Raw genomic sequence first — 12,418 nt, 5'->3', positions numbered from 1 at the left:
TCCTCAATTATTAAATTTTCATTCGGCGATCATCTTGCATTTGTTTTAAACGCGAATCAATTTTTGCTGACATCGCCATATTACCTTTCGCCAAACGTTGGGCATGTAGCATTGATTTTATAGCATTTTCTTCATGACCTGACCAATATTCAGCTTCTGCTCGATAACATAAAACATTAATCGCTTGCAAAGGTGAACTCTTATCTAGATTGGTTGCCTGTTGTAATAGTTGCCACCCCTCCACGTCTCTTTGATTTTTATGTATAAATCGTTGTACTAAGGTTTGAGCTTCTGCTGCTTTACCTTGTCTTATAAGCACTTCCGCTAATTTATAAGATAAAGCACGATTTTCAGGCATAGTGCGTTGGATTGAATTGATACTGTTATAAGCCAGATCAATTTTATTTTGACCTAGATAAATATCCGTTTGGATCAATGGAATAAGTACGTGATTTTTTAATTTTAATTTGACTTGATCAAGGCTGGTCTGGGCTTGTGCATAATCACCTCGCTCTAAATAAAACTTACTGATCGCAAGTAATCCCGCAATATTCTTTTGATTAGCCAAAGCTTGAAGCTGATTTTCTGTCGCCTGATTTGATACGACATAGGTGTACCATTTCATGATATCAAAATCGAGATCATAAATTTTTGGTTTCACTCGAGGTAACTGGTTTGCACGTAATCGTGCCTCACTCATACGTTCCGTGGTTAATGGGTGGGTAAACCAGAAATCTGGTAGGAAACTGACTCGGCTAGTAGCACGATGCATCGTTTCGAAATAGTCAGCCATACTTTGTGGATTGTAACCAGAGGAATACATGAATTGCATACCGATACGATCCGCTTCACGCTCTTGATTACGACTATAACTCAATTGCTTATCCATTAAGGCAGCTTGAGTACCTAGCATTACAGCAGAGCCAACATCACCGTCAGCTTGTGAAGCAATCGCAGCTCCTACGAGGATACCTGCTAAAGCAAGCAATCCTTGCCCTTTGAAGGCTTCTTGAGATCGGCTATAGTGACGTTGCGAAACGTGTGCTATCTCGTGAGCCATAACACCAGCAATCTCATCGATATTTTTCGCAGAAGTGATTAAACCCGTGTTTAATGCAAAGAGACCACCAGGAACTGCAAAAGCATTGATTTGAGGGTCTTTAATCACCACTAGGCCAATCGGTTGCCCAAGCTGAGTTTGGCTGAGAATACCTGAAAACACTTGAAGAAACTGATCTTCCAACCATGCATCTTGTACAGTTGGCATTTGACGACGCACTTCCCGATAGACTTTCTCTCCGATCAGTTTTTCTTTTTGCTGATCAAGCAACCCGACACCACTACCGATATCAGGTATTTCAGTTTGACCTGAAATTTGCGGAGGTAAAAAGACCTGTGTATGACTAAGTTGAGTCGTGGCAAATAAGCCACATGCGAGCAGCAACGGTCTCAAGTGGTTTCTCTATGATTCTACTGGAAAAATTTAATATACCATTTGATTTAGGAGAAATTTGCAACGAAGTGTTATAAAAGACAGGAAAATCCTGTCTTACTTTATGATTTTTGAAATTCTCAAGAATTACTTGTCAGGCGAATAACGTTGATCAATACTGAATTTCTCTGGAAATTTAGCATTAATTTCTGCATAAAAAGCCATAATCTCGGTCATATCTTTTTGATAATCACCTGATGGATAAACAATTTTACCAATACCTGTTTTCTTTTTTGCATAATCCATATATGCCAATGCAATAGGTACACCTGCATTCACAGCAACATGATAAAAACCTGTTTTCCATTGTTCTTGTTTCGCACGTGTTCCTTCTGGTGTTACAAGCATCACAAGTTTAGGATGTGTTTTAAATAGATCACTCATCAACTGAACCATGCTTGGTCTTTCCTGACCTTCTTGCTTAGCACTGCGATCTATTCCTATTCCGCCCATCGCACGCACAAAAGGTCCAAATGGAAATTTCATATAGCTGTCTTTGATCGTCAAACGAACATTTACACCTAAAGCTTTCAATGCTAATCGTGCATATAGTGCATCCCAATTACTGGTATGTGGCGCTGCGATCATGACACATTGGTCAATATCCAAGTCCCAGTGATTATCAATTTCCCACCCCATCAAACCCAAAGTTTGTTCAGCTAATTTCTCGAACACAACAACCCCAAACGCAATTTCAAAGGGCGCAAGTGTACCAATAATAGCCAGTTTAAAATGCTAGACTAGATGAATAATTCAGCAATCAACATGTAAGAATTTATTCAAACTTAGGATTGACTAGATAACGAGGTTGTCGATCCTCAAGTGCATCAATAAGATTTTGATAAGCAAGATGAACCATTTTTTTGCGTGTTTCGAGAGTTGCTGAACCAATATGAGGGGCAGTCACCACATTTGGTAGTTGGAATAATGGTGATTCTTGCAAAGGTTCTTTTGCATACACATCTAAGCCTGCTGCAAAAATTTTGTTTTGTTGTAATGCATCGATCAATGCTGATTCATCCACTACAGAACCACGTGAAATATTGACGAACACAACATGTTTTTGCATTAAATCAAATTGAGCTGAACCAATTAAAGCTTTAGATTCTTGATTTAAATCTACAGCCACCACGATGAAATCAGACTGTTGTAACAGTCGATCTAAATCACAGTATTGAGCATTATATGCTTCTGCAACTTCTATTTTTTCACGGCGATTGTGATACAAAATATTCATGTTAAAGCCATGAAAACCTCGTCGAGCAATTGCTGCGCCGATATGCCCTAACCCGATAATCCCTAAAGTTTTACCGAAAACATCCATACCGAACTGTTCGGTTGATACTGTACGCTTCCATTGACCTTGCTTTGTCCACGCATCTAATTGAGGGATTTTTCTTGCTGCGCTCAGCAGTAAACTAAATGCTAAATCAGCAGTCGTCTCGGTTAATACATGAGGTGTATTAGCGAGCCAAATTTTTCTTTGATTTAAATAATTAACATCATAGTTATCATAACCAACAGAAACTGTTGAAATAATTTTGAGCTTTTGTGCTGTCGCTAAATTAGTTTCGTTGAGTAAACGACCTGCTCCTATCATCGCGTCAGCATCAGCAACTTCTGTTCGAATCTGCTCATTAATATCACCCATTTTGGGATTCAGCACGACCACTTGATAATCTTGCTGTAACTTGAGTAATACATCCTGATCGATTTGGCTGAATACAACGACTTTCTTCATGATAAGAGTTCCGAACCTTATTGCATAAGTTGCCACAACCGTTTTTTAAGTAGAGGTTGTGTAATCATTTCTTCTAAACTGGCTAAATGTAAAATATTAGAATGTTGAATAAATTCAAGTTTTCCTAAACATAATATTTTCTTGTTATTTGAAGTCGCATCTAAAAATCCTTGAATATAGGATGGTAAACCACGACTGTCCTGAAATTCAGCTAAAGGAAATGGCCACTTTAGCTCAGCATAGTAGCCAAGTTTAGCTTTTTGAATATTTTGCCATAGTTGCTGTTGTTTAACGTTTAATTGACTGCTCTCAACCAAAATTGAACAGTTCTCTAAGACATACATTTGTAATTCAAATGACTGTACAGAACCTTCAACAACTATCTGCGGTTTAGCTGTCGTTGCCTCTCGAATAATTGGTTTAGGCGTAATTTCTTGTGGTTGTGATTGAACTTCAACAATTGGTTCTGAGATGATTGGTTCTAAATCATGCGCTTCAACAAGATCTGATGCGAAGGAAAATTCTTCAATAGGTGTATTATTTTCAACAACCTGATCTCGCCATAGATGTGCAGCAGTATTTTTTTCACACACAACATCTTTAGGAATCCAAATATCAATTCCTATCGCTGCTAGTATGTTTCTTTGCTGCCCAATCATTTGACTACTCTTTCTACCACGTTAGATCATCACAATACTTGTAATGCTGCATAGTCTACCATAAACGGCTTCCCCCTTTATGGCTTCGTTTTATCCAATCACCCTTCTCTGATCAAGACATCTTTCAAGATTTGAAATCTATTTTCACTCAGATAAAGACACAAATTTCTTAGGTTCTTCCATTTATCGACTAATCCCAACTTTTTCATCATTTTGTCGCTTTCTCTTTTTATTACTAGTCTGGACCGAATGCTCAAATGAAAAGGTGGACTGAATCTATGCTAATCCTTTTTGCTATCGTTGTTTTGCTCTTGCTTGGCATAAGTATTTTATATACACAACATCCCTTATTTGGAAAAATCCCTACTGGTGAACGACTCAAACGTATCGAAAACTCTCCTAACTATCGTCAGGGTCAATTTAGAAATCGACTAGAAAAACCTGATATGGCTGACTGCTCCCACACCTTTATTGAACTGTATAGAACATTTATTAAAACTATTCCTCATCGTAGACCCAAAGACATTATTCCCTCAATCAAGACCAATTTACGTACTCTCGATCCCAAACAAGATGTCATGATTTGGTTTGGGCATTCTTCTGTTTTTATCCAACTGAATGGCAAAACCATTTTAATTGACCCAGTGATGAGTGGCAAAGTTTCCCCTCTGCCTTGGGGAACACGTGCTTATCGAGGTACAGATATTTATACAGTCGAGGAATTACCCGAAATTGACTATTTATTGATCTCACATGACCATTATGATCATCTGGATTATAAAACCATTTTGCAACTAAAGCACAAAGTCAAGTATGTCATTACTGGTCTCGGTGTCGGAGAACACTTCGAGTACTGGGGCTATTCAAAAGAAAAATTGATTGAACGAGACTGGGGTGACAAAATTGAATTTGAAGGTGATATTACGATCATCACCGAAACAACTCATCATGATTCACGGCGTGCCTTTAAAGGCGGTAAAAACCTCTGGGTATCCTTCATCATACAATCACCGAATAGAAAGATTTTTTATACAGGTGATGGAGGCTATGACAAACATTTTGTGGAGATTGGTAAAAAGTACGGACCTTTTGATTGGGCATTGATGGAAAATGGTCAATACGATGCTGCTTGGCGCTCCGTACATTGTCATCCAGATGAAGTTGCACAAGCGACAGAAGAACTCCAAGCACGTAACATGCTACCTGTGCATCATTCTAAGTTTAGCCTCGCAAAACACCCTTGGAATGAGCCAATTAATCGTATTGTAAGATATTCAAAACAAAGAAATTATCGACTTGCCACCCCCATGATCGGTGAATTGGTTGAACTCGATAATGAACAACAAAGTTTCAAGCAATGGTGGGCAAATATTCGTTGAGCGATTCGAATAAAGAATCAGATAGAGTTTCTGAGTCTTTATTCAGCTCTTAAATTTTTTAAGATTAAATCTAAAACTTAGCCATTTAGATAAGTTTTACTTGACTTGTTGTTTTTTTAACCTAATACTTACCCATATGGCTAAGTATGATTTTCAACTCGATCTGTTATTTAATGCTTTAAGTGATCCTACACGCAGAGCAATACTCACTCGTCTTGCAACAGGTGAAGCAACAACCACCTCACTTGCAAAAGAGCATACGATGGCTTTGCCCTCTTTTCTTAAACATTTAAAGAAATTGGAAGAAGCAGGACTGATCACAACAACAAAAAATGGCAGAGTGAGAACCTATGCTCTTCGCCCCCATGCGTTTAGCCCTTTACAACATTGGTTGCAAGAACAACAAGCCATATGGGAAACACGCTTAAATCAATTAGATAACTATGCATTAAATTTACAAAGGAAAAGAAAAAATGAATCTTGATCCCCAAACAGATTTAAAACTAGAACGAACTGTAGCTGTGCCACGTGAGTTACTTTGGGAATGCTGGACAACTCCAGAGCATATAAAACACTTTTTTATTCCTAAACCTCACTCCATCGTGTCCTGTGAAATAGACTTAAAAGTAGGTGGAAAATTCAACACATTGTTTGATGTTGATGGCAATCAGATTCCCAATAATGGTGTTTTTCTAGAAGTCGTTGATGGCGAAAAATTAGTATTTACTGATGCTTATACTGAAGAATGGAAACCCAGTGAAAATCCATTTATGACAGCAATTATCCTATTTGAAGATCTCGGAAATGGATCAACGAAATACACAGCTATTGCACGCCATCGTACTCCTGAAGCACGACAACAACATGAAGATATGGGTTTCTTTAGTGGTTGGGGAACGGTTGTTGATCAACTCGAAACCTACGCCAAAACGTTATAAATAAATATTTTAGGTATAAAAAAGACAGGTTAAACCTGTCTTTTTTATATATTAACATTTATATATTGCTCAAAAAATCTAGCTAACTCTGAGCACTTCATTCCATTTTGTTAAATAGCTAGGAGATTTGAAGCTCTGAGACATCGCCCATGCTCGTCCATTTGGCGTAATCAAACGCCCAAGCGTCATTTTATCTTTACCAAATTTTTCATTGATATGATCAAATGTCATCGATAGACTTTTCCGTGCCAGCATTTCATCCGTATCATGAAATAAATCAACAGCATGACTATGTTGTGGAATGATATCTAACAAAATGACTTCTGCTTTTTTATAACGGTAACCTTTTTGATAAATTCGGTCTAATCCTATTTGCACAGCCTTCAAAATCTCTAAACGATCATCACTATAATCAGCCAAATACACCACTGTAAATGGACGATAATTCTCTGCTTTATTAAAACGATTTGTACGGATACTAACACCGATCGCCTTACATAGAAGTTTTTGCTTCCGTAACCGTTCAACTGCTCTTAAGGTAAATTCAGTCAATGCTTCGCTTAGGCTATTTTTATCTTGAATTAATTGCCCAAAAGAACGACTACTTAATACCTGTCGTCGATCAGCCAACACGTCTTCAATTTCTAAACAGGCGATGCCACGCAACTCTTTAACTGTATTTTCCAAAACAACAGAGAAATGTTTTCCAATCATTTTCGGATCTGCTTCAACCAAATCCATAACTGAATGAATACCCATCACTTCTAAACGTTGGCGAATCTTACGACCTACGCCCCACACCTCACCTACTGCGGTATGACTCAATAAATCCTCGATCACACAAGGATCTTCATCAACCATATTACAGATACTGTTAAAACATCGATGGGTTTTTGCTAAATGATTTGCAATTTTTGCCTGTGTTTTGGAATATCCAATGCCTATACAACAAGGTAATCCTAACCAGTTTTTGATGGTTGTTAGAATGGTTTGGGCATATTCAGTTAAATCGAAATGATGCTGATATGCTGTTAACTCAAGGAAACACTCATCAATCGAGTAAATTTCTTGTTCACATGGAGCAACGAAACTGCCCAAAATATTCATAAATCGCCGTGACATTTCTGCATACAACGCATAATTACTTGAGAAAACGGCAACCTGATGCTTTCGAATAATATCTTCGATCTGAAAAAAGGGAACCGCCATCTTGATACCCAATTGTTTTGCTTCATGCGAACGCGATACTACACAGCCATCATTATTTGAAAGTACCACAACGGGATGCTTTTCTAGCTTCGGATTGAATACGCGCTCGCAACTCACATAACAATTATTCACATCAATCAAGGCAAAAATACGTTGTGGCAATGGCATTGGATCACCTCATCGGCTTTAAGTTATAGGTCACGACGCCCCAAATCACCAACTCCTGTCCCTCTTGTATATAAATATTTTGATAATCAGGATTTTCAGCTTTTAACCAAACTTTGGGTGGACTGAAATGATGATCAATCATTAAACGCTTTACCGTAAAGTCATTATCAATCAGTGCAATGACGATATCGCCAGACTTTGCAGGGATACTTCGATCTACTACCAAGGGATCATCAATATCAATGCCAGCATCCAACATGGACAAGGAATTTGCTTTTACGATAAATGTCGAGTTTTCATTTCTAATTAAAAACTCATTTAAATCCAAAGCTTGCTCAACATGGTCTTGTGCAGGCGATGGAAAACCTGCTGCAACACGTTCCGTCGCCAAAGGAATATGGTAAATTCGATCATTCTTTGCTTGAACACTCTGAACTTTCAAAGAAGTGCTGAGATCGGTATTAATACCTGTCTTGGCATTATTCAATAACCAGTTTTTAATGAAATCAACTTGTGATTCAGGAACACGTATTACTTTGGTGGGTTCGCTAAATTGAGCTTTACGACCAGCGTTGGTTCGAGCCCCACCATGTTCAAACTCAGTTTTTTTGGACATAACTCACCCCTCCCTTGTTTTCATCGCCTTTATTTAATCTAACTTGAAAAAGTTACAAATTCAAGTTGACGAAAAATTAATTTTGCATAAGAATAAATTTCATAGATCAGATTTTGGCTTGTTTAAGTTAACAAGGATGTCAAACAAACCAACTTTCGATAATTAAATCATATATTTAGGCAACTTATGCTTTGATGGTATTTGATTTAACAGATTGATTATTTTGATCTTTTCAGCAGTTAGGTTTTATTCAAGATTTTTTGATGTGGAGACATGAAAAATGAACAATCAACGTGATGCTATTCTTGGCTATGCTGACGAAAAACACGCTTATTTTATTCGTCTCATTGAGAACAATACCGTTTTGGGTAGTTGTTATGGATTATTCTGTGACAGCCCCAACAGTGAGGCGGCTGAAAGTATTATGACAACTTTATTTTTAAAGAAATCTTTTTGGCTCAATGGTTCTGAATTTCAAGATATTATTCAAGGACTAAATCCAATTCAGTAAAATCATTGATGCAAATTAACTCAGATACGAAACAAGTTTCCGTTCGTGTAAATTTATACAGTACAAGCAACACATTCAGATATTAAGCAAATAATTCATATAAAAGACTCATGATCAATAAAAGATATTTCAGTAAAAAACCACTTAAACCTTGATTTAAGTGGTTTCTTTTATTTCATCAAGATTTATATAAAGCGTTTATCATTTACTGGAGCAACAAGTTTATAAATTTTTCCATCTGCCTCATTTTCAAAGAGCAAATCGATATTTGGATGAATAATTTCACCATCTACCTCAATATGTTCCACTCGCTTAAAAAAAGGAATGTCTTTATCTTCAAGGTCATTAAGCTGAGCAATTACAATTGATTCATTTTCTTCTTGGTCTTTTACGACCACTGTCACCTTATTCATAGTATTCCTCATTTAATAATAATTCCTGATTAGACTATGCCCTATAGATCAAAGTCTGTCTAACAACGGGTTGTAAGAAATATTATAAGTATTAACAGACTGTTAATTTTTCATCTAAGTGATTGAAATAAAAAATATAGATTTACAATTATGTGTAACACTGAAAAAGTAGAACAAGAAAACTGATTAAACAAAAGGCTGCCGAAGCAGCCAATATTTGTACTAATTTCCGCGATAAGTTGAATAACCATAAGGGCTGAGTAATAAAGGAATATGATAATGTTTAACCGTTCCATCCACTTTAAAAATCACAGGAACTTCTGGAAAAAAGGTCTGTTGCTTTTGTTGATTGAACCAAGCCTCAGTTTTAAAGGTCACTTTGTAAACCCCTTTTTCGAAGGCTTTGTTCTCAGGATATAGCGCAGTAATCCGCCCATTTTCACCCGTAAGTTTCTGATTCAATTTAATCCACTGATCACCAGAGCTTTTTTCAAGAACAACTTCAACATTTGCTGAAGGTAAACCATTTTCTAAATTAAGAACATGGACACTCAATGGGTTCTGTTCAGCAAATGCCGCTGAACTGAATAAGATAAGCGAATAAGGTAAGATTTTCTTTAACATCACAAACTCCTTACAGATTTTTCAATATTTGAATGGCTGATGTAGCACAGTAATCATCGTTTTTAGCACCGCCTGCTCCAGCAACACCAATCGCTCCGACCACTTGATTTTGGTATCGAATAGGTAATCCACCACCCAATAACAACAGCTTAGAAACGGTGGTCAAATTTTTTGCATCAGGATTGCTATTTGCTGTTTGACTCAAAGCCAAGGTCGCTGTTTTCGTTGATAATGCTGTAAATGCTTTTTGCTCTGCAGCATCTAAATTGTGTGGACCCACCGACTCATGGCGGTGTGCATAAAGTGTATTACCACCTTGATCAACAACTGCGACCGCAATATTTTGCTGAATGTTTTTACATACGCGCTCAGCTTCATTGACTAATACTTTGGCTGTTTGAAGATCCAATGAATAAACTTGCTTCAACTCCATAGAGTGTGCAACAGTGCTACTGAACAGTAGCGTTAAACCAAGAATTTTAAGCTTATTCATATTGATTCCTGCCTGATATGCTTTGAAAATCTTAAACAAATCCATTCCGCCACAGCATGACAATCACATTACAAAATTGTCATGTTCACAAAGAGTCTGAACAAAAATGTGTATTCTGATTATCGAAGATGAAACGAAGATCGCGTCTTATTTAGTAAAAGGCTTAATTGAGTCAGGCTATACAGCGGAGTGCGTCCATTCAGGACTAGAAGGTTTGGAAAGATTAAAAATGAAATCCTATTCTTTGGTGATTTTAGATGTAATGTTGCCTGATCTTGATGGCTGGGATGTATTGAAAATACTTCGCCAATTTTCTAAGGTTCCCGTGATCTTTTTAACTGCAAAGGATCAGATTTTAGATCGTGTCAAAGGCTTAGAACTAGGTGCAGATGATTATTTAGCAAAACCATTTTCCTATATTGAATTACTTGCTCGGATCAAAAGTCTTTTAAGACGCCAACAATATAATCAAGAAAATGAACTCTCGATTGCATCATTAAAGATGGATTTAACACAACACAAAGTTTGGCGAGAAGATTCATTAATCGACCTCAGTAAGAAGGAATTTAACCTACTTCGATTTATGCTTTTGCATCAAGATGAAATTATTACGCGCCGCCAAATTGCCTCAGAAGTTTGGAATATTAACTTTGATACAGATACTAACTTTATCGATGTTGCTGTACGTCGCTTACGCAGCAAAATTGATGATGGACATGATTTAAAGTTAATTCATACGATTCGGGGCTTAGGTTATAAGCTATCGGTTCAAGCATGATGAATCATATCTTTCGCTCATTAGAATTGAGACTCACTCTATTGGTGACTTTCTGCAGCGCTCTCGTTTTATGCGTAGTGGCAATGATTAGTTATGTTGGGATTAATCAAATTTTAATTATCCAACAAGATCATGCTCTAACGGACCGAATTGAACGACTCGAAATACTTCTACAAGATAGTGAAAATATAAATCAAATTGTTGCTCGTCCTAAGCTCTATCAAAATATGTTAGGCAACCAAGATAACTTGTTTATTTTAATGGATCATAATCAACGTCTAATTGATATTAATCCCTTAAATATTCCCCTTCCCAAATTGGCAACCTCAAGCAGCATCCAATTTACAGATTTGACTCAGACCGAACACCCAACACGCTTGTCATGGAAAACGATCAACATTCATCAAAAGCCTTATGTGCTCATTGCGGGCAAGCAATGGTCTGAACGTCTCAATATTCTTGAGCCATTCCGTAACGGTTTATTGGTTTCAGTGAGCATCGGGGTTGTACTGATTTTTATATTATCTGCTCTGGCTAGCCATTTTGGACTCAGTACTTTAAGAAAACTGCAACAACAAACTCAGGCAATCAATGTACATCAATTGCAGCAAAGAATTCAGCTTGATCAAGCTCCATCAGAAATTGAACAACTGACGGCAGACATCAATACCATGCTGAACCGAATTGAAATCGGATATCAGCAACTCAACCGATTCTCAGAAGACATTGCACATGAATTTCGTACCCCACTCAACAACCTGATTGGACAAACGGAAATCATGCTTATGGGTGAGCGCACAGATGAGCAATATAAAGAACTACTGTATTCAAATTTAGAAGATTACCAACGCCTAAAACGTATGATTGACAGCATGCTTTTTCTTGCACGTGCGAATCGTCAGATGGTGATGTTAAATAAACAATGGGTCGATTTACCCAACTTGGTTGAGACGATTTGTGACATTTTTGAGCATCAAGCTGAAGAACAAGCTTGCCAGTTTATTTTGCAGTTAGAACAAACCCAAATATTGGCTGATCCAGAATTACTGCAACGAGCACTTTATAATTTAATTTCGAATGCACTGACACATGGTGGTTTGCAACGTCAGATCTATATTGGCAGTCGAAACAACAAAAAAAATGAACCAAGCTCCACGACTAGTTTATATGTGATCACCAGTGATACGAGCATTGCAAACGAGCATCTTGATTCTCTGTTTGAACGCTTTTATCAATGCACTTCTAGCCGCCATCTAAGCAGTCAAACTGGAGGTCTTGGTTTATCCATCGTTGCCTCCATTATGACTCTTCATCAAGGTGAATATCTGGCTTACAACACTCCAGATGGTATTTGCTTTGAACTCATTTTTCCGAATGATTGCGATAAATAAGCTTTA

General features: G+C 37.3%; 15 protein-coding genes. 6 read left to right on the top strand and 9 right to left on the bottom strand.

Annotated elements, in window-relative coordinates; genetic code table 11:
* Positions 1 to 10: 10 nt before the first annotated feature.
* The 4 genes from H2677_RS05625 to H2677_RS05610 form a co-directional block, all read right to left on the bottom strand.
* The gene (locus tag H2677_RS05625) at positions 11 to 1,453 is read right to left on the bottom strand and encodes a M48 family metalloprotease (protein WP_039048297.1); all 1,443 of its coding nucleotides are present in this window, start codon (positions 1,451 to 1,453) and stop codon (positions 11 to 13) included.
* A gap of 126 nt (positions 1,454 to 1,579) precedes the next feature.
* On the bottom strand, positions 1,580 to 2,167 hold the full coding sequence (locus H2677_RS05620) for a 1-acyl-sn-glycerol-3-phosphate acyltransferase (protein ID WP_125298340.1): 588 nt from the start codon (positions 2,165 to 2,167) through the stop codon (positions 1,580 to 1,582).
* A 100-nt stretch (positions 2,168 to 2,267) separates the two neighbouring features.
* Positions 2,268 to 3,233 carry a 2-hydroxyacid dehydrogenase gene (locus H2677_RS05615; protein WP_212639331.1) on the bottom strand — a complete coding sequence of 322 codons (966 nt, stop codon included), beginning with the start codon at positions 3,231 to 3,233 and terminating at the stop codon, positions 2,268 to 2,270.
* Between the two features lie 17 nt (positions 3,234 to 3,250).
* On the bottom strand, positions 3,251 to 3,892 hold the full coding sequence (locus H2677_RS05610) for a hypothetical protein (RefSeq protein ID WP_212639330.1): 642 nt from the start codon (positions 3,890 to 3,892) through the stop codon (positions 3,251 to 3,253).
* Between the two features lie 278 nt (positions 3,893 to 4,170).
* Here H2677_RS05610 and H2677_RS05605 point away from each other — a divergent pair, with 278 nt between their 5' ends.
* The 3 genes from H2677_RS05605 (at position 4,171) to H2677_RS05595 (ending at position 6,209) form a co-directional block, all read left to right on the top strand.
* Positions 4,171 to 5,271: an MBL fold metallo-hydrolase gene (locus tag H2677_RS05605; RefSeq protein WP_212639329.1), complete on the top strand. Its 1,101-nt coding sequence runs from the start codon at positions 4,171 to 4,173 to the stop codon at positions 5,269 to 5,271.
* A gap of 136 nt (positions 5,272 to 5,407) precedes the next feature.
* Positions 5,408 to 5,755, top strand: coding sequence for an ArsR/SmtB family transcription factor (locus H2677_RS05600; RefSeq protein ID WP_212639328.1), 348 nt, complete (start codon positions 5,408 to 5,410; stop codon positions 5,753 to 5,755).
* Positions 5,745 to 6,209, top strand: a complete 465-nt coding sequence (locus tag H2677_RS05595; RefSeq protein WP_194597481.1) for an SRPBCC family protein — start codon at positions 5,745 to 5,747, stop codon at positions 6,207 to 6,209. The genes H2677_RS05600 and H2677_RS05595 overlap by 11 nt, the downstream gene beginning before the upstream one ends.
* 78 nt (positions 6,210 to 6,287) lie before the next feature.
* Here the strand turns inward: H2677_RS05595 and H2677_RS05590 are convergent, their stop codons facing one another.
* Positions 6,288 to 7,586 carry a Y-family DNA polymerase gene (locus H2677_RS05590; RefSeq protein ID WP_099948384.1) on the bottom strand — a complete coding sequence of 433 codons (1,299 nt, stop codon included), beginning with the start codon at positions 7,584 to 7,586 and terminating at the stop codon, positions 6,288 to 6,290.
* A 4-nt stretch (positions 7,587 to 7,590) separates the two neighbouring features.
* Positions 7,591 to 8,202, bottom strand: a complete 612-nt coding sequence (locus tag H2677_RS05585; protein ID WP_004953212.1) for a LexA family protein — start codon at positions 8,200 to 8,202, stop codon at positions 7,591 to 7,593.
* A gap of 280 nt (positions 8,203 to 8,482) precedes the next feature.
* Between H2677_RS05585 and H2677_RS05580 the strand changes: the two genes are divergently transcribed.
* The gene (locus H2677_RS05580; protein ID WP_004913221.1) at positions 8,483 to 8,713 is read left to right on the top strand and encodes a hypothetical protein; all 231 of its coding nucleotides are present in this window, start codon (positions 8,483 to 8,485) and stop codon (positions 8,711 to 8,713) included.
* A gap of 185 nt (positions 8,714 to 8,898) precedes the next feature.
* On the opposite strand, the gene H2677_RS05575 is transcribed toward H2677_RS05580, so the two are convergent.
* The 3 genes from H2677_RS05575 to H2677_RS05565 form a co-directional block, all read right to left on the bottom strand.
* Complete coding sequence (locus tag H2677_RS05575) at positions 8,899 to 9,126, bottom strand: hypothetical protein (protein ID WP_004913223.1); 228 nt, start codon at positions 9,124 to 9,126, stop codon at positions 8,899 to 8,901.
* Between the two features lie 222 nt (positions 9,127 to 9,348).
* The gene (gene uraH / locus H2677_RS05570; protein ID WP_212639327.1) at positions 9,349 to 9,750 is read right to left on the bottom strand and encodes a hydroxyisourate hydrolase; all 402 of its coding nucleotides are present in this window, start codon (positions 9,748 to 9,750) and stop codon (positions 9,349 to 9,351) included.
* A 10-nt stretch (positions 9,751 to 9,760) separates the two neighbouring features.
* On the bottom strand, positions 9,761 to 10,243 hold the full coding sequence (locus H2677_RS05565) for a GlcG/HbpS family heme-binding protein (protein ID WP_129262375.1): 483 nt from the start codon (positions 10,241 to 10,243) through the stop codon (positions 9,761 to 9,763).
* Between the two features lie 106 nt (positions 10,244 to 10,349).
* Between H2677_RS05565 and H2677_RS05560 the strand changes: the two genes are divergently transcribed.
* Positions 10,350 to 11,021 carry a heavy metal response regulator transcription factor gene (locus H2677_RS05560; RefSeq protein WP_004953203.1) on the top strand — a complete coding sequence of 224 codons (672 nt, stop codon included), beginning with the start codon at positions 10,350 to 10,352 and terminating at the stop codon, positions 11,019 to 11,021.
* The gene (locus tag H2677_RS05555) at positions 11,018 to 12,412 is read left to right on the top strand and encodes a heavy metal sensor histidine kinase (protein ID WP_212639326.1); all 1,395 of its coding nucleotides are present in this window, start codon (positions 11,018 to 11,020) and stop codon (positions 12,410 to 12,412) included. The genes H2677_RS05560 and H2677_RS05555 overlap by 4 nt, the downstream gene beginning before the upstream one ends.
* The last annotated feature ends 6 nt before the right edge of the window (positions 12,413 to 12,418 follow it).

This window comes from Acinetobacter junii (assembly GCF_018336855.1).
Lineage (GTDB): Bacteria > Pseudomonadota > Gammaproteobacteria > Pseudomonadales > Moraxellaceae > Acinetobacter > Acinetobacter junii.
This window is presented reverse-complemented; position numbering and strand designations above follow the sequence as displayed.

Bases quoted from the DNA above. Each gene is read 5' to 3' on its own strand.
- H2677_RS05595 (WP_194597481.1), top strand. From the start codon at position 5,745: ATGAATCTTGATCCCCAAACAGATTTAAAACTAGAACGAACTGTAGCT.
- H2677_RS05560 (WP_004953203.1), top strand. From the start codon at position 10,350: ATGTGTATTCTGATTATCGAAGATGAAACGAAGATCGCGTCTTATTTA.
- H2677_RS05615 (WP_212639331.1), bottom strand. From the start codon at position 3,233: ATGAAGAAAGTCGTTGTATTCAGCCAAATCGATCAGGATGTATTACTC.
- H2677_RS05610 (WP_212639330.1), bottom strand. From the start codon at position 3,892: ATGATTGGGCAGCAAAGAAACATACTAGCAGCGATAGGAATTGATATT.
- H2677_RS05605 (WP_212639329.1), top strand. From the start codon at position 4,171: ATGCTAATCCTTTTTGCTATCGTTGTTTTGCTCTTGCTTGGCATAAGT.
- H2677_RS05580 (WP_004913221.1), top strand. From the start codon at position 8,483: ATGAACAATCAACGTGATGCTATTCTTGGCTATGCTGACGAAAAACAC.
- H2677_RS05575 (WP_004913223.1), bottom strand. From the start codon at position 9,126: ATGAATAAGGTGACAGTGGTCGTAAAAGACCAAGAAGAAAATGAATCA.
- H2677_RS05585 (WP_004953212.1), bottom strand. From the start codon at position 8,202: ATGTCCAAAAAAACTGAGTTTGAACATGGTGGGGCTCGAACCAACGCT.
- uraH (WP_212639327.1), bottom strand. From the start codon at position 9,750: ATGTTAAAGAAAATCTTACCTTATTCGCTTATCTTATTCAGTTCAGCG.
- H2677_RS05555 (WP_212639326.1), top strand. From the start codon at position 11,018: ATGATGAATCATATCTTTCGCTCATTAGAATTGAGACTCACTCTATTG.
- H2677_RS05590 (WP_099948384.1), bottom strand. From the start codon at position 7,586: ATGCCATTGCCACAACGTATTTTTGCCTTGATTGATGTGAATAATTGT.
- H2677_RS05600 (WP_212639328.1), top strand. From the start codon at position 5,408: ATGGCTAAGTATGATTTTCAACTCGATCTGTTATTTAATGCTTTAAGT.
- H2677_RS05565 (WP_129262375.1), bottom strand. From the start codon at position 10,243: ATGAATAAGCTTAAAATTCTTGGTTTAACGCTACTGTTCAGTAGCACT.